Origin of the sequence: Polynucleobacter sp. JS-JIR-II-c23 (assembly GCF_035011225.1) — a bacterium.
In the GTDB taxonomy this organism is placed as follows: domain Bacteria; phylum Pseudomonadota; class Gammaproteobacteria; order Burkholderiales; family Burkholderiaceae; genus Polynucleobacter.
In genome coordinates this window covers 637,787-658,949 of the sequence record NZ_JAYGQT010000001.1, presented here as the reverse complement: position 1 = coordinate 658,949, position 21,163 = coordinate 637,787, and the positions used below count along the sequence as shown (strand labels likewise).

Annotated in this window: 28 protein-coding genes; 8 read left to right on the top strand and 20 right to left on the bottom strand. The window is 45.5% G+C overall.

The features are described from left to right. Positions 1-22: 22 nt before the first annotated feature. Complete coding sequence (locus VC159_RS03490) at positions 23-727, top strand: hypothetical protein (RefSeq protein WP_323472736.1); 705 nt, start codon at positions 23-25, stop codon at positions 725-727. A 160-nt stretch (positions 728-887) separates the two neighbouring features. Here VC159_RS03490 and VC159_RS03485 read toward each other — a convergent pair whose 3' ends face one another. Then, positions 888-1,046, bottom strand: a complete 159-nt coding sequence (locus tag VC159_RS03485; RefSeq protein WP_323472735.1) for a hypothetical protein — start codon at positions 1,044-1,046, stop codon at positions 888-890. Between the two features lie 211 nt (positions 1,047-1,257). Between VC159_RS03485 and VC159_RS03480 the strand changes: the two genes are divergently transcribed. Continuing rightward, positions 1,258-1,440 (top strand): hypothetical protein, encoded by a 183-nt coding sequence (locus tag VC159_RS03480; RefSeq protein WP_323472734.1) that lies wholly within the window; start codon positions 1,258-1,260, stop codon positions 1,438-1,440. 10 nt (positions 1,441-1,450) lie between these two features. On the opposite strand, the gene VC159_RS03475 is transcribed toward VC159_RS03480, so the two are convergent. The 8 genes from VC159_RS03475 to VC159_RS03440 all read right to left on the bottom strand — a co-directional run bounded on the left by VC159_RS03475 (position 1,451) and on the right by VC159_RS03440 (position 7,162). Continuing rightward, entirely contained in the window at positions 1,451-1,843 is a 393-nt protein-coding gene (locus VC159_RS03475; protein ID WP_323472733.1) for a VOC family protein, read from the bottom strand. Between the two features lie 21 nt (positions 1,844-1,864). Beyond that, positions 1,865-2,800, bottom strand: coding sequence for a hydroxymethylglutaryl-CoA lyase (locus tag VC159_RS03470; RefSeq protein WP_323472732.1), 936 nt, complete (start codon positions 2,798-2,800; stop codon positions 1,865-1,867). Between the two features lie 10 nt (positions 2,801-2,810). Beyond that, the gene (locus tag VC159_RS03465) at positions 2,811-4,004 is read right to left on the bottom strand and encodes a CaiB/BaiF CoA-transferase family protein (RefSeq protein WP_323472731.1); all 1,194 of its coding nucleotides are present in this window, start codon (positions 4,002-4,004) and stop codon (positions 2,811-2,813) included. A gap of 118 nt (positions 4,005-4,122) precedes the next feature. Next, the gene (locus VC159_RS03460) at positions 4,123-4,731 is read right to left on the bottom strand and encodes a glutathione S-transferase (RefSeq protein WP_323472730.1); all 609 of its coding nucleotides are present in this window, start codon (positions 4,729-4,731) and stop codon (positions 4,123-4,125) included. Between the two features lie 22 nt (positions 4,732-4,753). After that, the gene (locus VC159_RS03455; RefSeq protein WP_323472729.1) at positions 4,754-5,065 is read right to left on the bottom strand and encodes a hypothetical protein; all 312 of its coding nucleotides are present in this window, start codon (positions 5,063-5,065) and stop codon (positions 4,754-4,756) included. A gap of 110 nt (positions 5,066-5,175) precedes the next feature. Then, a complete protein-coding gene (locus VC159_RS03450) occupies positions 5,176-5,328 on the bottom strand; it encodes a DUF2256 domain-containing protein (protein ID WP_215357779.1) in 153 nt (50 codons plus the stop codon). An 8-nt stretch (positions 5,329-5,336) separates the two neighbouring features. Continuing rightward, the gene (locus VC159_RS03445; RefSeq protein ID WP_323472728.1) at positions 5,337-6,896 is read right to left on the bottom strand and encodes a cryptochrome/photolyase family protein; all 1,560 of its coding nucleotides are present in this window, start codon (positions 6,894-6,896) and stop codon (positions 5,337-5,339) included. Beyond that, entirely contained in the window at positions 6,893-7,162 is a 270-nt protein-coding gene (locus tag VC159_RS03440; RefSeq protein WP_323472727.1) for a TIGR03643 family protein, read from the bottom strand. The genes VC159_RS03445 and VC159_RS03440 overlap by 4 nt, the downstream gene beginning before the upstream one ends. Before the next feature lie 41 nt (positions 7,163-7,203). On the opposite strand from VC159_RS03440, the gene VC159_RS03435 reads away from it, so the two are divergent. Further along, on the top strand, positions 7,204-7,554 hold the full coding sequence (locus VC159_RS03435) for an HNH endonuclease (RefSeq protein WP_216265846.1): 351 nt from the start codon (positions 7,204-7,206) through the stop codon (positions 7,552-7,554). A gap of 176 nt (positions 7,555-7,730) precedes the next feature. Further along, a complete protein-coding gene (locus tag VC159_RS03430) occupies positions 7,731-7,949 on the top strand; it encodes a hypothetical protein (protein ID WP_215357787.1) in 219 nt (72 codons plus the stop codon). A 9-nt stretch (positions 7,950-7,958) separates the two neighbouring features. Here the strand turns inward: VC159_RS03430 and VC159_RS03425 are convergent, their stop codons facing one another. From VC159_RS03425 to VC159_RS03415, 3 genes are all read right to left on the bottom strand, one after another. Next, entirely contained in the window at positions 7,959-8,336 is a 378-nt protein-coding gene (locus VC159_RS03425; protein ID WP_323472726.1) for a hypothetical protein, read from the bottom strand. Beyond that, positions 8,336-8,563 carry a hypothetical protein gene (locus VC159_RS03420; RefSeq protein ID WP_215357796.1) on the bottom strand — a complete coding sequence of 76 codons (228 nt, stop codon included), beginning with the start codon at positions 8,561-8,563 and terminating at the stop codon, positions 8,336-8,338. Before VC159_RS03420 ends, VC159_RS03425 begins: the two co-directional genes overlap by 1 nt. 90 nt (positions 8,564-8,653) lie before the next feature. Beyond that, positions 8,654-9,883, bottom strand: a complete 1,230-nt coding sequence (locus tag VC159_RS03415; protein WP_215357798.1) for a dicarboxylate/amino acid:cation symporter — start codon at positions 9,881-9,883, stop codon at positions 8,654-8,656. 129 nt (positions 9,884-10,012) lie between these two features. Here VC159_RS03415 and VC159_RS03410 point away from each other — a divergent pair, with 129 nt between their 5' ends. Beyond that, positions 10,013-10,678, top strand: a complete 666-nt coding sequence (locus VC159_RS03410; protein ID WP_323472725.1) for an alpha/beta hydrolase — start codon at positions 10,013-10,015, stop codon at positions 10,676-10,678. Here VC159_RS03410 and VC159_RS03405 read toward each other — a convergent pair. The 4 genes from VC159_RS03405 to pmbA form a co-directional block, all read right to left on the bottom strand. Then, a complete protein-coding gene (locus VC159_RS03405) occupies positions 10,671-11,456 on the bottom strand; it encodes a sulfite exporter TauE/SafE family protein (protein ID WP_323472724.1) in 786 nt (261 codons plus the stop codon). The two genes, VC159_RS03410 and VC159_RS03405, sit on opposite strands and share 8 nt — an antisense overlap. A 9-nt stretch (positions 11,457-11,465) precedes the next feature. Further along, positions 11,466-12,743 (bottom strand): divalent metal cation transporter, encoded by a 1,278-nt coding sequence (locus tag VC159_RS03400; protein ID WP_323472723.1) that lies wholly within the window; start codon positions 12,741-12,743, stop codon positions 11,466-11,468. Between the two features lie 114 nt (positions 12,744-12,857). Then, a complete protein-coding gene (locus VC159_RS03395; RefSeq protein ID WP_215357829.1) occupies positions 12,858-13,940 on the bottom strand; it encodes a TRAP transporter substrate-binding protein in 1,083 nt (360 codons plus the stop codon). A gap of 74 nt (positions 13,941-14,014) precedes the next feature. Further along, positions 14,015-15,361 carry a metalloprotease PmbA gene (gene pmbA / locus VC159_RS03390; RefSeq protein ID WP_215357831.1) on the bottom strand — a complete coding sequence of 449 codons (1,347 nt, stop codon included), beginning with the start codon at positions 15,359-15,361 and terminating at the stop codon, positions 14,015-14,017. Positions 15,362-15,387: 26 nt separating this feature from the next. Here pmbA and mog point away from each other — a divergent pair, with 26 nt between their 5' ends. Continuing rightward, complete coding sequence (mog, locus tag VC159_RS03385; protein WP_215357839.1) at positions 15,388-16,020, top strand: molybdopterin adenylyltransferase; 633 nt, start codon at positions 15,388-15,390, stop codon at positions 16,018-16,020. A 74-nt stretch (positions 16,021-16,094) separates the two neighbouring features. On the opposite strand, the gene orn is transcribed toward mog, so the two are convergent. Then, complete coding sequence (orn, locus tag VC159_RS03380; RefSeq protein WP_215357841.1) at positions 16,095-16,691, bottom strand: oligoribonuclease; 597 nt, start codon at positions 16,689-16,691, stop codon at positions 16,095-16,097. Positions 16,692-16,706: 15 nt separating this feature from the next. Between orn and VC159_RS03375 the strand changes: the two genes are divergently transcribed. Then, the gene (locus VC159_RS03375) at positions 16,707-17,960 is read left to right on the top strand and encodes a M48 family metallopeptidase (protein WP_215357843.1); all 1,254 of its coding nucleotides are present in this window, start codon (positions 16,707-16,709) and stop codon (positions 17,958-17,960) included. 2 nt (positions 17,961-17,962) lie between these two features. Then, the gene (rsgA, locus tag VC159_RS03370) at positions 17,963-18,976 is read left to right on the top strand and encodes a ribosome small subunit-dependent GTPase A (RefSeq protein WP_323472722.1); all 1,014 of its coding nucleotides are present in this window, start codon (positions 17,963-17,965) and stop codon (positions 18,974-18,976) included. Here rsgA and VC159_RS03365 read toward each other — a convergent pair. From VC159_RS03365 to rplS, 3 genes are all read right to left on the bottom strand, one after another. Continuing rightward, a complete protein-coding gene (locus tag VC159_RS03365; RefSeq protein ID WP_215357847.1) occupies positions 18,921-19,880 on the bottom strand; it encodes a CobD/CbiB family protein in 960 nt (319 codons plus the stop codon). The genes rsgA and VC159_RS03365 overlap by 56 nt on opposite strands. Beyond that, a complete protein-coding gene (locus VC159_RS03360; RefSeq protein ID WP_323472721.1) occupies positions 19,877-20,614 on the bottom strand; it encodes a CoA pyrophosphatase in 738 nt (245 codons plus the stop codon). The genes VC159_RS03365 and VC159_RS03360 overlap by 4 nt, the downstream gene beginning before the upstream one ends. A 64-nt stretch (positions 20,615-20,678) precedes the next feature. Next, positions 20,679-21,071, bottom strand: a complete 393-nt coding sequence (rplS, locus tag VC159_RS03355; protein WP_215357851.1) for a 50S ribosomal protein L19 — start codon at positions 21,069-21,071, stop codon at positions 20,679-20,681. Positions 21,072-21,163 lie beyond the last annotated feature (92 nt).

Sequence of the window (21,163 nt, the reverse complement as noted above, 5' to 3'; positions counted from 1 at the left end):
CGTAAAAAATAGAGAGCGCCAAATGAAGTTTATTAAATATAGTCTAATTACATCCATAGCCTCCTTATTGAGTTTAGGCAATGTGAATGCCCAATCCAAAGCAAACCCTTGGGAGGGCGCCTATGGACAAGTGGGCTTAATTGGATATGAAAGCTATATCCCCAAAGGAATGGGTGGAACAACTACAGCGGGTGGCGTCACCTACCCCAATACCTCAACAGCAAACCACGCTAATGGTCCTGCTGCAAATATTGGGATTGGCTATAACTTTGATATTGGTAAAAACTATTTACTGGGCATTGGTGCGGCACTATACCCAGGACACTCTAGATCTGCTAGCTCAACTCTGGTAACAACTACACCTGCCGGGGCATCAGTGAAAACCGGCACGTACGATGTTTCCAACATCTTTAGCCTCTCCCTAATCCCAGGTTATGTCATTGATGAAACACGCTTAGTCTATGCAAAGATAGGTTACGCAGGATCAACAATCAATGCTAATTCGCCTGGAAACTACCCTCAGCAATCGAACCGAGTAAATGGAACGGTTTATGGTATTGGCTATAAGCAATTCATCACAGGGTCAATTTATGCCTTTGGTGAAGGCAACTACGCCGTGAATCGAGCAAAGGCAGTCACCGTTGTAACGGATAGCGGCGCTATTGTTAAATCTACAGCTGATGCGACTGGATACGATTTTGTCTTTGGAGTTGGCTACCACTTCTAGATCCGGGCTGATGAGTAAAAAAACCACCCCGAAGGGTGGTTATCAATATTCAAAAGACTGTCATAGAATTTTGAATAGCTACTGGAACTCTTTTATAAAAGCGATCGCTATACGGAATCTTGATCCAGATCAATAATTCACTAGCGCTAGAACTAAAGTACTAGTCTTGATGAGCGCAAATGTTACCCAGCGCATCCGTCTTGCCTATCGACATCTTTAGAACATCATCAGAATCAATCCGACTTAGCGCTGATGCGCTTGCAAGACCAAAAAAGAATGCCACCACTGATACAACTAAATTTGTACTAAGTTTTTTCACTGTAATGCCCTTTGTAAATAAATTATTAAAGCTAATTCTCTTTAGCCAGCGAGATCTTAATCGAAGAATCTCTATAAATTATTCAAAATGGGTTGCCCTAGAACCAAAGTATTAGGCAAGAAACAAAGCATTTAGAACTAAAGTTTTATATTGCAATTATTTTGGCATCTTATGATGAATCATCACTCAATGATCAACAAAGGAATCTCAAATGAATATGAAACTAAGTTCTAGCCAAGATGAAAATCTTGCAAGACTCATGAAGCACCCTCGTTTTCATGAACTTAATCGTATTACGGATTTAACTGTCAAAGAAGAAACTCAAAACAGAGAAGATTTCCTTGAGAAATTGACCCTTATGGAATTGAATTCAGTGGTTAGTGCCCTGGCCTAAGATTTTTCAACTAAATTAGTTCAGATATCTCAATGAGGTTTTGATCTGGATCGCGGACATATACGGAGTTAATTTTCTGTGTAGCGCCAGTACGAACCACTGGACCCTCAATGATGGGCCAGGCTTCAGCTTTAAGCTTTTCAATCACTTCTTGTAGTGGGCAATCAGCAATAAAACACAGATCTAAAGAGCCTGGAGTAGGAATGTCAGCCTTAGGCTCAAATTCCCTACCTTTGATATGTAGGTTGATCTTTTGATTACCAAACTTAAAGGCCTTACGCTCTACAGGCGGAGTGCCCCCAATAAAAGATTCCAGCTTCATTCCAAGAACCCGGGTATAAAAATCCACGCACTCGGCCTCCTTTGCGGTGGTGAGTACTAAGTGATCCAAATGATCAATCATGCTTATCTTCTGTTCTAGACTTTATTGAGCACGGCGTAATTCATCAACGTAATCTGGCTCAGGATGCAATGCGCTGGTAGTGCCGGCCTTTGCCACCTGCCCAGGAACCTCATGCCCCACAATCTTTGGTAACTCTCTTGCCAGTTGTATTAACTTGGGAATATTCATACCGGTGTCATAGCCCATCGCATCAAGCATATGAATCGCATCTTCACTCGATATATTGCCACTTGCACCTGGTGCGTATGGGCATCCGCCCAAGCCACCTAGCGAACCATCAAAGCGAACAATGCCAGACTGAACAGCGGCCAAAAGATTGGCTAAGCCCATGCCTCTGGTGTTATGAAAGTGCAATGTCAGCTGTAGGGCAGGAAATTGCTTCTGCAATGAATCGCACATCTTCTTTACTTGATCAGGATTTGCCATGCCCGTGGTGTCGCAGATTGTTATACCCCTTACACCGAGGTCTGCAAAACGTTTTGCAAATCCTTCAACCACTGCTTGAGAAACCTCCCCTTCCATGGGGCAGCCAAAACTGGTGGATAAGGAAACATTAATAGGTGTTCTGCCATCAACATACTTAATTACTTCAGCCAATCCGGTAAAACTCTTTTCTCGACCCATTCGTAGGTTGGCTAAGTTGTGAGTCTCTGAAGTCGACATTACGAGATTGAATTCATCGGCCTTGGATTCCAGGGCGCGCTCGGCACCTCTTAAATTAGGGACTAAGACGGTGTATTCCACTCCAGGTACGCGCTTAATACGTCCCATCACTTCCTCAGCATCGCGCAGCATCGGAATAGCTTTAGGCGAAGTAAATGAGGTCACCTCAATTTTGGCAAAGCCACACTCACTGAGCGCATCAACCAGCTTTACCTTATCGTCCGTTGGTACAAAATTAGGCTCAATCTGAAAGCCATCCCGCATTACGACGTCATTGAAATAAATTCTGGTCATGGCGTTATCTTTATTTAGTAAATGCAATGCCGCGCTCTTTTAAAGAGGCGACTTGATCATCACTCAAACCAATGCTTTTGAGTATTTCATCGGTATTTTGTCCAATATCAGGCGCAAGAGTCTTAATGGATCCCGGTGTGCGTGATAACTTCGGAATCACACCCGGCACATCCAACTTCGTGCCATCTTGCATCTGAATCGTTTGAATATTTTCACGGGCTTTGTAGTGCGGGTCGCTTGCGATATCGGCAACGGTATAAATTTTTCCTGCTGGCACAGATACAGAATCTAACGCCTCCAATGCTTTGGTAGTACTCACTGTTTTAGCCCACTCACCTATAGCTTGATCAAGCTCAGCCACTCGTTTGACGCGACCATCATTGGTTTCCAGCTGGGGATCATTACCTAAATCTTCGCGCCCAATCACTGTCATCAGGCGCTTGAAGATGCTATCGCCATTGCCAGCAACCAATACATAGCCACCATCAGCACACTGATAGGCATTGGTTGGGGCAATACCAGGCAAAGCGCTACCAGCCGCTTGGCGTACCTCACCAAATGCGCTGTATTCAGGCAAAAGGCTTTCCATGCAATTAAAGACTGCTTCGTACAATGCAATATCAATAATCTGACCTTTGCCACTGTTATGACGCTCTTGCAGTGCCAATAAGATACCAATTACGCCGTGCAGAGATGCCAAGGTGTCGCCGATGCTGATGCCAACCCGCACTGGCACCCTGCCAGGTTCAGCAGTGAGATGTCGCAAACCACCCATTGCTTCTGCAACCACTCCAAATCCTGGTTTATCTCTGTAGGGACCGGTCTGACCATAGCCACTAATACGGAGAATAATTAGTTTGGGATTGAGTTGAAGTAAATTTTCCGGATCAAGTTCCCAGCCCTCCAATGTTCCAGGGCGGAAATTTTCGATTAATACATCCGCCTCTTTGACTAAGGTTCTGACAATATCTTGGGCTTCCACTTTTCTTAAATCCAGGGAAAGTGATTTCTTATTTCGTGACTGCACTTGCCACCAGACTGAAGTGCCATCTTTAAGAAGGCGCCACTTGCGCAATGCATCGCCCTCTTTAGGTGGTTCGATCTTGATAACATCGGCACCAAAATCAGCCAAGGTCTTAGCGGCAAATGGTCCGGCAATGAGTTGCCCCATCTCCACGACTTTTAACTTTGATAATGGCTCCATCAAATCCCCTGAAATATGCTTTTATGCCCTAAGTGGGTACTTTAAATCAATCAGCAATTGATCTAATAAAAGTCCATTTTCTGGCCCAAAGCTGCGCGCTTAACATTATGGGGACTGCTCAATCTTTCCAGGTAGGATGTTTTTGCATCACTGAATCGAATAATTCAGATTCAAGCTGCTCATTGAGCCATTTTTTGACTGCGGGTATAGAGAGTTGCTCAAACCTTTTGGGATCAACCATTGAAAACTGCCTAATAAATGGGAAGATGGCAACATCCACCCAAGTTAATCTGCTCCCCATGAGGTATTGGAAGTTTTGCAGCACCTGCTCCATAGGGAACAACATGACTTGCAATGCTTCATCGAGCACTGCTTCTGGATCTAGCTCTGGGAATCGATTGGGGTATTTGTATTGATCCAATAGAGTCTTAAATGGGCCATCATTTTTTTCAATCCAAGAATTCGCAATAGATTCATCAACCTCTCTCCAACCATGCGGGTCAGATTGTTGCAATGCCCAGCGTAAGATATCTAGGCTTTGATCCAATACGAGATTGTCCATCCGTAAAACAGGAACCGTTCCCTTGGGAGAGATCTGTAACATCGATTGCGGTTTATTGCGCAACTCAATCTCTCGGTGCTCAACCTGAATACCCGCATATTTCAATGCCATGCGGGCTCGCATGGCATAGGGGCATCTTCGATAAGAATACAAAGTGGGTGTCATTCAAGCACTTTACTCCCAGCAACTAATATGCCACTCGTTGCCAGCCACTTGGACAGGCCTGTGTCTGTGGATAGTACAGTCCATTTTCAGGGCAATAGGCAGCAGTTTGTGGTTGCGGCGGATAAACATATTGTGGGGTGTAATAAACGCGTGGAGGCCTGTAGTACGCATTGGTAACTGCCACTCCAGCCACAGCACCAACCGCAAAAGGTGCCCAGCCACCACGCCAACCGCCATATCCACCGTACCAACCCCTACCACCATGAGCACTGGCTGAGCTAGCCATTCCCGCAAGCATGACACCTGTCAGCAGGCATATTAGTAACTTTTTCATATAGACCCCTATTCATAAAGGCTTTAAGGCCTTTCTTACATAACGGATCAACTTTCAGGTGGGTTGACGCTATCAAATTAAATACTTTTGCAGGTATTGATGGGCAGGTCTTAAGGGAGCTTTTTCTTCCTACAAGCATCAGAGCAATATTTGACTGATTCCCAATTTTTGGCCCAGGATTTTCTCCAAGTCATTTCTTTTTTGCAGACAACACAAATCTTACTTGGGAGGGCGCTTTTGTTTCCCTTAAACGTCGTCTTCATGAGTATTTTTATAGCGCGTCGAGCTGATTCAGAATCTTTTGGGCATGCAGCACAATTTCTTTTTGATCTTCATCGCTAATTCTTTTTAGGTTGGCCGTCATTAACTTAGTACGCGGACTAGCTTCAAACTGAGCGCGATGCTTGATCAAAAAATTCCAATACAAAGTTGTGACGGGGCATGCCTCTTCCCCATGACGTATCTCAGGCTTGTATTTACATGAGCCACAATAATTGCTCATGCGTTTGATATATGCGCCACTGGCGATATAAGGCTTACTAGTAAACCGTCCGCCATTCGCAAATAAAGCCATTCCAGCCGTATTGGGTAACTCCACCCACTCAATCGCATCTACGTAAATTGCCAGATACCAATCGCACACTTCTTGAGGCAGAATTTCGGCTAGAAGTGCAAAGTTTCCGGTCACCATTAAACGCTGAATATGGTGCGCATAACCATATTGCAGTGTTTGACCAATAGCATCTTGCATACAAGCCATCTGGGTCTGCCCAGTCCAATACCATTTGGGTAATGGGCGCAGATGTTGATAGTAGTTATCTTGTGCCATTTTTGGCATATTAAGGTAATACATGCCTCGGACAAATTCACGCCAGCCCAATATTTGCCGAATGAAGCCCTCGATTGTTGATAGATCCAAAGCATACTTTTTCCAAGCAATGATGACCGCATCAATCACCTCGCGAGGATTTACTAGCTTTAAATTTAATGCGCCAGACAAAATAGAATGCCACCCAAACGGCGTATCCGTCCACATAGCATCTTGATACACACCAAAGTTTCTGAGACGATATTCGACAAAGTACTCAAGAGCTTGGAGTGCCTGTTCTCGGGTCACGGGCCAGTTAAATGAATCAAGGGATCCAGGGTGCTCTGGGTAAGCCTTTGCAACGAATGCCATTACCTCTTTGGTAATCGCATCCACCTCAAACGCCGCAGGAGCATCGATGATGCCAGGCCCTTTTTTTGGATAGGGCTTGCGATTATCTTGATCGAAGTTCCACTGACCACCCTCGGGGTTGCCATCAGCATCCATCAACACATGGTGCTTCTTACGCATTAGGCGGTAAAAGTACTCCAGCCTGAGTTCTTTCTTATTTGCCGTCCACTCCACAAACTCTTGACGCGAGCAATAGAAATGCTCATCCTCAAGCATTACCAGCTCAATATTGAGTTCTTGTGCCAATGCCTCAATCGCCTGCTTGAGTCGCCATTCGCCAGGTTCGATACAAACTAAATGCTTTACCTTCTCTTGCAGAATATGCTCTTTGAGAACCTCGACAATAGGCAGAGGCGAGCATTGAATGTAAGTCAGCGGGTATTCCAGCTTTTTCAGCTCAACTGCAAAGTGACGCATTGCCGAGAGAAATAAAGCAATTTTGGCTTTGTGCGACCAAACATACTGAGCCTCATTAGCCGACTCAATCATGATGATTTCATCTGCTTGAGGATCAAAGCCTCGTAATGCAGCGCTCTGTAAATCGAGCTGATCCCCTAGAATCAGAACTAAGCGCTTAGGCTCCGTGGTTTGCTGCTTGATTTGCTGCTTCATTTATTTTTGTATTGAGTGGGGCAATAGGCTCGAGTCACATCTTCACTACGTAAAGCGCTATGTTTTGTGGCTCGTCCAGTTACCCGCTTGCGCCAAAGCTCAAAGGAGCTACGTTTCAGCTCTTTACGCATAATAGCTATCACCTGAGGCTCACCTAGGCCAAAGGTTTTCTCAATCGCATCAAATGGCGTGCGATCTTCCCAAGCCATTTCAATAAGGCGAGATAAATCGGGCTCTGCGAGGGTCATAGGAGCTAGCTTTGGCATCCTGTAATTTTAAGACTTATTCAATAAACTAGCTTGAGCCCATGATTGGAAAAATTCGTCAAAAACTGATTTCCCAAGAAATCCCAGCGATACAAAAGCCGGCGGTAATCATTTGCCCTATTTGCGATCGACCCATCCCAGATTCACAGAAGGATGCGCACCACCTCATCCCCAAATCTAAGGGTGGGAAAACTACCGAGCACCTTCACCGCATTTGCCACAAGCAAATACATGCCTTATTTAGTGAATCAGAATTAGCTCAGCAATACCATCATGCTCAGATCCTGAAAGAGCACCCAGAAATGAAGAAATTTATTCAATGGGTCAAAGACAAGCCCAATTCTTTTTATGAAAAAACTCGTAAGAGCGCACGCTTGAAAGACTCTTATTAAGTATTCACTTTGCCCTATTTAAGTGCATTGAAGAGTTTAATTGACCTATTAGCGACTCAAGAACCTTTTTTAAAGGGCATTAAAGAGAGATCAATCTAAACCCCTCTTTGGTGCATGAGTTTTTGAACTTGTGCAAACCTAAATATCATTCTAATTATTGAAACTTAAGATACGTCATGCGTATAAAAATTACAAAAAGCTTGGTATTGCCGGCCCAAGTACTCGAGACCGAAAGCATCCCTGAAGCCCTGTTTCCTGAGGGAGATTATCTTGCCAACCTTACTCCCGATGGAAAGATTGAAGTGATCAATACACGGAAAATAAAAGCCCTTTTTTCCTTCTCGCAATTTAGAGAAAGAATCTCGCTAGGTGAATTTATTGTGATGGAGGCTTAAGCTCGGATATCAGTGCGCCAAATCCAGGCTCACTACTACCGCGGTCATTGCAGCAACGGATTCAAATGCTTTTGAATTAACACCACTGATATCAATATCCTCCCAGTTGAACTCCATGGAGAAGTGGGCGGACTCGACGATAAGCTCATAACTAGTAGACACCTTATTGCCCTCGCCCCCCTTTGGCTCATCACTTACAGGAACGCGCAAGGATTCGATGGCAGCAACTAATGTACTCACCTCATTACCCGTTAACTCCCGGGTGCGCAGTACATCGTCCGTACGCTTAATAGAAATCTTGGAGACATCATCAATCGTCACCTCATATTGGTTAAGACCTAAATCTTCCCACACAGTTAATTCCAAAGCAATCGGATATGTTTTCATCAATCTACCTCGTCAACATGGGGTTCGTCAAAATGCGTCTTGGGAGGCCGAAGCTTTACTGCCAGCTGAGTCCATTTACTTTGATGGATTCGGTAATCGCAATGCTCAGCGTGATTCTCTAGTAAGCCAAAAATGATGGTGGTTGGGATTTTGCAATGAAGACAGCGGTAAGCATGTTGATGCTCTTCAATCTTCTCCTGGGGATAGTCGATATAAAACAGCTTCATTTGAGCCCCCTTTTTTCATACCTAGGTCAAGTTAATAAAACCATCTTACACCTGAGCTTTAATAAAGTGGGACTCATTTCAGGGCTAAACCTACCCCTCAAGCTCACCCTCCCATTTAGAGATCACAGCCGTTGCCAAGCCATTACCCAATACATTGGTTGCTGAACGCGCCATATCCAAGAAGTGATCTACCCCAAGAATCAATAGAACACCTGCTTCTGGCAAATTAAATTGAGATAGGGTTGCAGCAATAACCACTAATGAGGCTCGCGGTACACCAGCTATCCCCTTTGAGGTGATCATTAACACTAGCAACATTAAGAGCTGCTGACTGAGCTCCATCTCAATACCGTATACCTGCGCAATAAAGATTGCAGCAAACGTGCAATACATCATCGACCCATCTAAGTTAAAGGAATATCCCACCGGCAAAACAAAAGAAGCAATTTTGTTTTTACAGCCAAAGCGCTCTACTCTTTCCAGAGTCATTGGATAGGCCGCCTCTGAACTCGCAGTCGTAAACGCAAGTAAAGCAGGTTCACGTAACATCTTCACCAAAGTCCAAGTGCGATTTTTTAATACTAAGGAGCTAATCAGAATAATGACAATCCATAAGGTGAAGATGGCAGCATAAAAACTGAGCATGAATTTCCCATAGGTCATCAATATGCTGACGCCATTCTCAGCAATGACCGCAGACACTGCCGAGAAGACAGCGATAGGAGCCATTTTCATCACTGCAGTCGTAATCTTGAGCATGATGTGGGAGAGCATATCCAAATTACGAATGAACTCATCTGCTCTAGCCCCCATACCTGCTGCGCCAACGCCAAAGAAAACAGCAAAAACCACAATCTGCAAGATCTCGTTTTTAGCCATCGCATCAAAGATACTGATCGGAAAAATATGTCTCACAAAATCTGGAAAATTTAAGCTGGCTTTATTTAATCCTGTATTAGCTGCAATCTCTGGCAGAGTTAATTCCACACCAATACCTGGTTGCAAAATGTTGACCATTACCAAGCCAAGCAATAAAGAAACCAGCGACATGGAAATAAACCAAGAGAATGTTTTTAAACCCACTCTACCGATAGTCGAGGCATCACCCATTTTCGCGATGCCAACAACCAAGGTAGCAAATACCAAGGGGGCAATGATCATCTTGATCAAACGCAAAAAGACATCCGTCAAGATTGAGATGTAAAGAACATACTGATCAGGGAGCGAAGTTCCTGCGCCGTACAAGTTGACGAGATAGCCAACCAAGACACCCAAGACCATTGCCCCCAGAATAAAGTTGGTTAGCTTTTTAGAATTCATGGATGGCCTAATAAATGAGGGAACGGGAAGATTCTAACCATCTTTAAGCTCCTCAGGGTGTCAACTTAGAATGAAGAAACCTGTATCCGTCGATAATCATCAACTAAACATACTTTAGAGAAAATAAATATGCTCCCTTGTATTGAATTGGAAACCAACCCGAATCCAACAGCCGCTGTGATCTGGTTGCATGGCCTTGGAGCCGATGGCAATGATTTTGTACCCATCATCCCCGAATTAAACCTAGCGGGATGCCCAGGGATTCGCTTTGTGTTTCCCAGCGCCCCAAGCATGCCCGTCACCGTCAATGGCGGCTACGTCATGCCAGCCTGGTATGACATCATTGGCAGAAACCTGATGGATCAGGAAGATGCTGCAGGCATTCAAAAATCAGCAGCGGCGATTGTTCAGTTAATTGAAAAAGAAGCTGAGCGCGGCATCGCCTACGACAGGATTGTTTTGGCTGGCTTTTCGCAAGGATGCGCAATGGCCTTGCATGTCGGATTACGTTTTCCACACAAGCTCGCCGGCATTATCGCCTTATCAGGCTACCTACCCCTAGCCATGACTGCCAATATTGAAAAGCATGCGGCCAATGCCAAGACGCCGATCTTTATGGCACATGGCAGTTATGATCCCGTAGTTGCTCTTGATCGCGCCCAAGCATCACATACTTTGCTAGAGCAAATGGGGTTCCAAGTTGACTGGAATGAGTACCCTATGGAGCACTCCGTTAATCATGAAGAGCTCGTGGATATCTCGCGCTTCTTACAAGAAGTATTAGCGACTAAATAAGTCCATCTGCAATTAACTTAATGCTGGCAATCAGTAAAAAGAATCTCACTGTTCGGTAATACCATTTCATTGAGATTCTTTTGGCGAGATAAAAGCCAAAGTAGACTCCTACTGGTACGCAAGGCAACAAGATGATGGAAGTTGCCAGCTGCCGAAAATTAAGCAAGTCTAAATAGGCATAAGGACCTAGCTTCCCAAAGTTAATGATCGTGAAAAAAACTCCCAGGGTCGAGGTGTACACCATCGGCACGAGTTTTTCTCTGAGCATATATACCGTAATAGGTGGTCCGCCAATATGGGCAACAAAGGAAGTAAAGCCAGAAGTCAATCCCATCACACGCCCAAGCCATGGATAAGACTTTGTCTCCTTTAAATCCATACGTGACATTGCGAGATTCTGAATCAGAAAGAGCAATGTAAAAATACCAATTGATAGAGTTAACACCTTAGGCGTAATGGCGGTGAAGAAAAACATTCCCAATAAAAGACCCGCTATCGCCGGCGGAACAATGATTTTGAGGATGCGCCAATTGGCATTACGAATAAAGCGACCTAAGCCAACCAAATCGATGGCAATCAATAGTGGCAATAAGATTGCAAGGGCCTCATTAATACTAGACTGACTTGCCATTAAGGGTAAAGAGAGAATACCCAGCCCAGCACCAAAGCCGCTTTTGGATATACCAACAATGATGACGCTGATCACTGCGCACACAAAAAATACCGAAGAATGTGCGTGAAAAGATTGCGCCAGGGAGGCAGAGAGTAAATCAAACATCCAGCGATCTTACCAAGCTATGAATAAGTAGGCAGCAGCTACCGCCATAAAGCCCGTAGCCAGCCATCCGAGGATCCTCATGCTCAAAGAGGCGACATGAGCCCCCATCACAGACTGTTTTGATGACAAAACCATAATGGCCACCATGAGGGGCACGGCGACAACCCCATTGATGACCGCACTCCAAAATAGGGCTTTCATAGGGCTAATGGGTGAGTATTGAATCGCTAAAGCAACCAACACGCTCAGAGCAATGATGGCGTAAAACTTACTTGCCTGAGCGGCACTATCTTCCAGACTCGAGCGCCAACCAAATACTTCCGATAAAGCATAAGCAGCTGAACCAGCAAGAACAGGTACGCCCATCAACCCAACGCCTAAGATGCCTAGCGCAAAAAGCAGAAAAGTAAATTCTCCGGCAAGGGGTCTTAGGGCTGAGGCAGCCTGGGCAGCGGTATTGATATCACGTATACCAGCAGCGTGGAGAGTTACTGCTGTAGCGAGAATAATGCAGTACGCAGCCACATTGGAGTACAACATGCCGCTCCAAGTATCCCAATGAATTCTTCTGAGCTCTGCAGTGACCACCTCGGGATTTTTCTGCTCAAGCAGACTGGGCTGACCATGCAAGTTCATGTCCTCTACTTCCTGGGAGGATTGCCAAAAAAATAAATAGGGGCTGATAGTAGTGCCAAAGATTCCAACTACTACTGCAGCCGAATCTGCACTCCAGGTCAACTGAGGGAAGAAGGTACTCCAGATCACATCACCCCAAGGAATATGCACCGTAAAAAGGACGGCGCCATATGCCAGTAGGGAAAGTGATAACCACTTCAAAAAGAAAACATAGTGGCGATAAGGAATCAGTATCTGCAAAACCAAAGTCAACAATACAAAGATACCGGTCATGATGTGCCAATTAACACCCGTAACCAACTGTGCCACCTCACCCATCGCGGCAATATCTGCAGCGATATTGAGAACATTGGCAATCAATAGCAGCAACACTAGAGCAACCAATACAACCGGCGGAAAAGCCAACTTCATATTGGCGGATAAACCACGACCAGTCACCCTACCGATACGAGCGCATAAGACTTGAATTGTCGACATCAAAGGATATGCAAAGGGCATTGTCCAAAGCATATTTAAACCAAATTGCGCACCCGCTTGAGAATAAGTGACGATCCCACTTGGATCATCATCCGCTACACCCGTCACCAATCCCGGACCTACTCGAGATAAAGGATGCTGCTTAATGCGGACCCAGATTTCCGAGAGATTCATATGGGTTGCGGTGAAAATATCATCCTTTGAGTGTAGTCTTTAATAGAGAGCTCAGGAGGATCCACTCAAAAGAAAAGGGCTCATATAGAGCCCTTACGCTGATTGATTTAACTCTCAAAGTTTCTTACTAAAACTATATTGAGCAAATGCTTGCTCGGCCACATTAAACCACTGCGCCTCCATGTTTCTAAATGCACGGTAGTCCTCAAAAATCTTTTTGAATTGCGGATTCTTGGCAGACTCCTCTGCATACGTTTCTTGGCTTGCTTTAAAGCACGCATCTAGGATAGAAGTGTTGAACTTGCGAAGTACGGCGCCGTTTTGCAGGAGGCGTTGTAATGCAGGCGGATTGAGCGCATCGTACTTTGCGCACATATCGGTATGGGCTTCGAAACAAGCTGCCTCCCATGCTGCCTGATAGGCAGGCGGCAAAGAATCCCACTGCTTTTTATTTACCAAGAAAGAAAGTCCGGCCGCACCCTCCCAGAAAGCTGGGTAATAGTAATTCTTGGCAACCTTTGCCAGGCCTAGCTTTTCATCGTCATAGGGTCCAACAAATTCAGCAGCATCAATCGTGCCTTTTTCTAAAGCCGAATAAATCTCACCGGCCGGAAGCTGTTGTGGCACTACACCGAGTTTTGCAAGCACCTGCCCTGCAAATCCAGCGATACGGAATTTCAGGCCCTTCAGGTCTTCTGGTGATTTAATTTCTTTTCGAAACCAGCCACCCATTTGCGTACCAGTTTGACCGCCTAAGAAATTCACAATGTTGTAACTGGCATAGAGTTCACGCATTAACTTCATACCATTGCCATACAGCATCCAAGCGGATTGTTGGCGTGCGGTCAAACCAAATGGTGCAGCGGTATCGAATATGAAAGCACTGTTTTTACCAAGGTAGTAATAACTTGCCGTATGTCCACACTCTACGGTGCCATTTTGTACAGCATCCAATACCTGAAGCGCTGGAACCACTTCACCAGCTGCAAATACCTTAACGTTAAATTTTCCGTCAGTAGCTTTACGCAAAGCGTTAGCAAATACTTCAGGCGTACCAAATAAAGTATCTAATGATTTAGGGAAGCTCGAAACCAAACGCCAATTCAGAGTTGGCAAGCTTTGTGCAAGCGATGGCGCTGCTAAGGCCGCAGCTCCAGCACCAATTGTGGCTTTCTTTAAAAATGAACGTCTTTGCATTTCCGTCACCCCTTTTAAAAATAATGAAGTTTTATATTGATACTATTTTTAGAGTCCGTATTGATTGTCTTGCTTTATTTTCCACCAACCGTCATTGAGCCCAGTAAGATTGATCCCGTCTCTTTAGTGCCACGAATGAGGGTATCACTGCCAATTAACTGAATATCCATCAGCATATCGCGTAGATTACCAGCGATAGTAACCTCTTCAACAGGGTATTGAATAACTCCATTCTCAACCCAGTAACCAAATGCGCCTCGTGAATAATCACCCGTCACGTAATTGACACCCTGCCCCATTAATTCTGTCACCAATAAACCTGTGCCCATTTCTTTCAATAGTGCAGGTAAGCCACCCTTAGGCGTTTTCTTACTTTGTAAAGTCAGGTGATGCGATCCACCAGCATTACCGGTGGTTTTCATACCCAACTTGCGCGCAGAATAAGTCGATAAAAAATAGCCTTCGAGTATTCCTTTATCTACAACTGTTCTAGCAGAAGTTTTTACGCCCTCCTCATCAAATGGTGCACTACCCGTCATTGACTTTAGATGCGGATCTTCAAACAAGCTGATATGTTTTGGCAACACTTGCTTACCCAGGCTATCGAGTAGAAAGCTGGAGCGGCGATACAAAGCGCCGCCTGAAACAGCTTGTACCAGGCCCCCCAATAAACCCGCAGCGAGCGGCGCCTCAAAGATCACCGGGCAACGTCGAGTTGTCAAAGATCTAGCCTTGAGTCTTGACAAGGCTCTCTGAGCCGCATACGTTCCGATTGCAGCAGGATCGGCCAACTCCTCAGGAATACGGGAGCTAGAGTACCAATCGTCACGTTGCATGTGAGCCTTCTTGCCACCTTCGCTAGCGATTGGCGCACAAGAAATATAGTGACGAGAAAAAGGATAGCCGCCCATAAATCCATGTGACGTTCCCATCATGAAATGCGCATGGTGCGCGGATACCGATGCGCCATCACTATTTTGAATTTGTTTGCTCACTGAAAATGCCGCACCCTCAGCACTACGTGCTATTTCTACGGCAGCAGCTGCATCAATATTCCATGGATGAAACAAATCTAAATCCAACGGATTTTTTTCTAAGAGCTCAGCCTCAGCAGGACCCGCACATAAATCCTCTGCCGTGTGTTGTGCGATGTGATAGGCAGCATCTACTGTTGCCTTTAATGATGCTTTAGAGAAATCGCTAGTGCTGGCGTTACCGCGGTGATGACCCAAAAATACGGTGACCCCCACTTGCTTATCCAGACTTTGCTCGATAGTCTCGACCTCACCCTTGCGAACGGTAACGGAGAGGCCCTGACCCTCTGAAATCTCCGCTACGGCATCTGAGGCGCCCCTTCTTTTGGCCTCTTTAAGCATGAAATCGATGATTTCTTGAAACTGGTTGGATGTGTATGTAAACATACCCTAATAATAGCTAGAATAGAAACATGAAGCATACAGAAGCCCTGAAACGAAACAGCCCTAACGAGGTCAAAATTGGCCTCATATCCATCTCGGATCGCGCCAGTAAGGGCGTCTATCAGGATGAAGGCATCCCTGCCCTACAAACCTGGCTTATTAAGGCCATGAGCAATCCCTGTGTTTTTCATGAACGGCTCATTGCCGATGAGTCTGAAAGCATCACCGAGACGATTGTTGAACTAGTAGATGAGCTAGGCTGCGATCTAGTGCTCACCACAGGCGGTACTGGCCCCTCTAGAAGAGATGTCACCCCTGAGGCTACCCGTGAAGCCGGCACTCGTGAGATGCCTGGTTTTGGCGAACAAATGCGGCAGATTAGCTTAAGTTTTGTACCGACTGCCATTCTCTCTAGACAGACAGCCGTCCTCAGAGAAATTGATAGTCATGCCGCCCTGGTCATTAACCTGCCCGGACAACCTAAGGCAATTGCAGAAACGCTTGAAGGCCTCAAGGATGAAAACGGTAAATCGATTGTTCCTGGCATCTTTGCAGCAGTGCCTTACTGCATTGATTTAATTGGCGGCCCGTATATCGAAACTGACGAAACCGTCATTAAAGTCTTTAGACCAAAAAGTGCTCTTAAGAAAACCGGGGCTTGATTCGCTAACCATCAATAAAAAGGTCCGCATTGCGGACCTTTTCTTTTGTCACTCCCATCAAGGCATCCGCCAAATCACTGAGGTAAAGGCACAATAAACTTCTCGCGGTAATACTTCAGCTCTTCGATAGACTCTTCTATATCTGCTAATGCTGTATGCGCCTGGTTCTTTGTGAAGCCTTTCACCAACTCAGGATGCCAACGTTTACAGAGCTCTTTCAAAGTAGAAACATCAATATTTCGATAATGAAAGTAAGCCTCTAACTTTGGCATGTACTTCGCCATAAAGCGTCTGTCTTGCCCAATCGTATTGCCACACATTGGAGCAATACCAGCCTTAATATATTTTTTCAAAAAGGCAATGCATTCCGCCTCCGCTGTTGCCTCATTTAGAGTGGATGCCTTCACTTTATCGATCAAACCAGATCGCCCATGCGTACCTTTATTCCAGGCATCCATTGCATCCAAAACGGCATCCTCCTGATGTACTACCCAGACTGGGGCTGTGGCAATAGTATTGAGGTGGGCGTCCGTCACGATGATGGCAATTTCCAGAATCCGTTCGGTTTCCGGGTTTAGGCCTGACATCTCCATATCCACCCAAATCAGGTGTTCATTCGCTGGCGCTGCCTTGGATGCTGGTGTGGCTGTAGTGTTAGTTTGCTCGCTCATATCTATAATGATCTCATGACATTCACAATTGTTTTTCTAATTGCCTTTATTGCTAGCTTTGGCTTACGCCATTGGCTCTCCCAACGTCAAATTCGCTATGTGGCACAGCATCGCAATGCCGTCCCCGCAGATTTCGCTGAAAAAGTGACTTTAGCTGAACATCAAAAAGCAGCTGACTACACCATCGCTAAATTACGCCTTGGTATTTTAGAGAATGGGGTCAGCGCTATCATTTTAATTGGCTTCACCCTATTAGGTGGCCTACAGATTCTGAACCTAGCATTACTGCAATTTTTGGGCGAAGGCATTGCTCAACAAATTACCCTGCTGGTTTCCATCGTGATCATTTCTGGCGTGATTGATATGCCTTTCTCTTGGTACAAGCAGTTCCATTTAGAGGAACGCTTTGGCTTTAACCGCATGGGTAAAAAACTATTCTTCACGGATATGATTAAAGGAATGGCAGTAGGCGGCGCCATTGGTATTCCATTACTTTGGGTCATCCTGACCTTAATGTCTAAGGCTGGTGATTTATGGTGGCTTTGGGCATGGGCAGTATTGACAGCATTTAGCTTGCTCATGCAGTGGATCTTCCCCACTTTTATCGCACCCCTCTTCAATAAGTTTCAAGCCTTAGAGGATGGGCCTTTAAAAACACAGATTGAAGCACTACTAAAACGCTGCGACTTTGCGAGCCAGGGCCTATTTGTGATGGATGGCAGTAAACGTAGCGCTCACGGCAATGCATTCTTTGCCGGCATGGGTAAAGCCAAGCGCATCGTATTTTTTGACACCTTGATTGAAAAGCTTAATCCGGGCGAGGTAGAGGCGGTTCTCGCACATGAGCTTGGCCATTTCAAATGCAAACATATTCGTAAACGTCTCTTGGTCTCATTCGCTCTCAGTTTTGCGATGTTTGCTCTATTGGGTTGGATCAGCACCAAAGTCTGGTTCTACACTGACTTAGGCGTGATGCCTAGCCTCAATGGTTATAACGGTGGCCTTGCATTGGCACTCTTTATGCTGGTCTCTCCTGTATTTAGTTTTTTCTTCACACCACTTTCTAGCCTAGCCTCTCGTAAGCATGAGTACGAAGCGGACGGATTTGCTGCCGAGAAATCTTCTGCAAAAGATTTAATCGCGGCACTAGTGAAGTTGTATCAAGATAACGCCTCAACCCTCACGCCTGATCCGATCTATACCGCTTTTTATAGCTCACATCCGCCTGCGCCCTTGCGCATTGCTAACTTACAGCGATTTAGCTCATAAGGATGGAGCAATTTCATGCGCTACTCATTGCCTCCTACGGAAGGCATTATTTAGCGCAGCGTTTAATTGCAGATGCTGCTGGTCAAGAATCGCCTGATGGTCCATTAATACAAGTCAGCACTCCAGCGAAGCAACACATTGGCGCCGTGGGTGACCGCATGTTGCTTGAGATGACTTCAGCTGATCAAGCGCGCATTATCCAAATTGAGCCACGAGAAAATCTTCTCTATCGCTCGGATGCATTCAAGAGCAAGCTAATTGCATCAAATGTAGATCAAATCTTGGTAGTGCTTGCCACTCAACCTGCTTTTTCACCAGACCTATTGGGAAGAGCAGTAGTAGCTGCAGAAGCCAATCAAATTGGTCTACATATTTTGCTCAACAAATGTGACCTTACAGATAATTTAGAACACGCACGCAAAATCATCGCGCCCTATGCTCGCATGGGATACCAAGTCAGCGAAGTCTCTGCCAAATTTGATCCAGCCTCAATCGATTCCTTGCGGACGGCTCTGCAGGGCAAGGTCTCTGTCTTTGTAGGCCAATCAGGCATGGGCAAATCTAGTTTATTAAATGCCTGGATACCAAATGCTGCCGCACTGACCCAAGAATATTCTGTGCGCCTTGATACCGGCAAACACACCACTACTGCATGCCGTTATTTTGAATTACCTGAGGCTTGGGGCAGAGATGAGACCGGTAAGCTTGGCGCTTTGATTGATTCACCAGGCTTTCAGGAGTTTGGTTTGGCGCACATGTCTGTGAGTGAATTGCAGCACGCTTTTAGAGAATTTAAAGACTTGCTAGGTAAGTGCCGCTTTCATAACTGCGCGCATTTGACTGAGCCAGATTGCGCGGTTAGAGAAGCGGTGGATAGAAATGAAATAGCGCCAGAAAGACTGGCGCTATTTAGACAGCTGCACTCAGATTCAAAAACAGCTGATGTACAAATTCAGGGAATTAGCCAAGCCAAAGAGCGATGGTCAGCATTAGCAACAAAGCCATCCAAGCGATAACTAAGCGCCATACCAATCCTACGGCAGAGCGCATCGTACGCTCAGTAGGCTCAAGACCTACTTCATAAATAACCGGCTCACCGGCTTCAGCCATCCGCAAAGCTTCATCACTATCAGGCTCACTCATTGGTTCACCAAGACGCACACCCAATGCACCGCTGCCTGCTGCCAAAATTACTGCAGACAAGGAGTCTGACCACTTTTGCGTAAGATAGCGCCAGCCATATACAGCGCCTTCGAAGTTGCCAACAATAGCAAAGCCCATTGCGGTAATGCGCGCAGGAACCCAATCCAAAACGTAGAAGAAATGACGGGCAGATTCGCTGAGGTTAAAGTCACCACGCTCTGACCAACGTTGAGAGGCAATATCAGCCAAGCGGTAGAGCACAACACCAGCCGGGCCCATTGGCATCATGAACCAGAACAACACACCAAACACATGGTGGTGTGAACCAATGATGGCGCGCTCTAGTGCCAAAGAAATCACTTCAGTTTCTGAAAGATTGGAAGTATCTAATTCAGGGCCATACCACTCACCCAAGGCTGCACGCGCAGCAGGTAAGTCATGCGCTTCAATTGCTTCATGCACGGCAGTAAAAGAATGACTGAACTGACGAAAACCAAAAAACAAATAAGCGATGACGATATTCCAAAGAAAACCCAAGATTGGATAAGTCACCATACAAGTGACATACACAATGAAGACTAAAAAAGTGGGCAGTATGAAGGCCACTAAGCAGGCCATGCGAGCACCGATAGGGCTTGCACCGTCTTCAGTCTTGCCACCGAACTCAGCAGCAACCCAATCTAGCCAGCGAGCACATACGCGCGCAATCCAATGGCTTGAAGTGACTGGGCGGTATTGCTCAGCAATAAGGGCGAAGAGAATAGAAAAGAAAGTCATACTTTTAATAAATGATAAAGGTTACGCAACATTCCCGCAGTGGCACCCCAAATAAAGCGGTTCTCATAAGGCATTGAATAAAAACGTCGTCCACCCTGCTCACTTTGCCACAATCTGACTTGATGATTAGCGGGATCTAACAAAAAACTCAGGGGTACCTCAAAGACATCGGCCACCTCAAACTCGTCTAAGACATATTCTGCCTGAGCTTGGACCAATCCTACTATTGGAGTAACGCTATAGCCAGAAACTGTTAAATACTGTGGCAAATGCCCAATAATCTCCACTCGCCCAGGATCTAATCCGATTTCTTCCTGGCTCTCGCGCAAAGCTGTGTCATTTGGGCTTTGATCTCCTGGATCCATCCGACCCCCTGGAAAACTAATTTGGCCCGCATGATCGCGCAAATGATTGGTTCTTTGAGTTAGCAATACGGATAGGCCATCTTCCTTCAATAGAAGTGGAATCAGTACTGCTGCTTTAGTGACTTTTCCGACGGCTTGGCGCTTAGCAATAATGTCAGCCGCAATGACATGACGATTTTCATCGGTAATCTCTGGCTCCCATTGGGGCGGTGATTGCAAACGCGCTTTCAAGCCTGACGGCTCCAAAAATTCAGGTGCTACCTTTTTTTCACCAGCACACACTGCATGAATCGGAATCGCCTGCGCATCAAATCCTGGAGGCGCAGCAACATTGATTGCATTATCTTCAGGTGTTGAGGTCTTGGGCATATTCATATTCTAAGGCAACAAAAAAGGCGACCGAGGCCGCCTTTTTAAATCAAGCCAGCATTAATTATGCGGCTGGAGTTACTACTGCTACTTTACGTGCAGGAAGCTTCTCTTTAATACGTGCAGACTTACCTGAACGATCACGCAAGTAGTACAACTTAGCACGACGTACATCACCGCGACGCTTCACTTCAATGCTAGCGATCAATGGTGAGTAAGTTTGGAATGTACGCTCTACACCTTCGCCAGATGAAATCTTGCGAACGATAAAGCTGGAATTGAGTCCGCGATTGCGCTTTGCAATCACAACACCTTCAAACGCCTGTGTACGCTTACGCGCACCTTCAACAACGTTCACGCCAACAACTACTGTATCGCCAGGAGCAAAGCTCGGCAAAACCTTGTTAGCACTTAAGCGAGCAATTTCTTCTTGCTCAATTTTTTCAATTAAATTCATTTTTAATCCTTAAACATCGTATTAGCGTTTAATCCCGAGATTTAAATCAACGGACCTAATAGAGGATGCAGTTAAAACAATTTCACTAAACC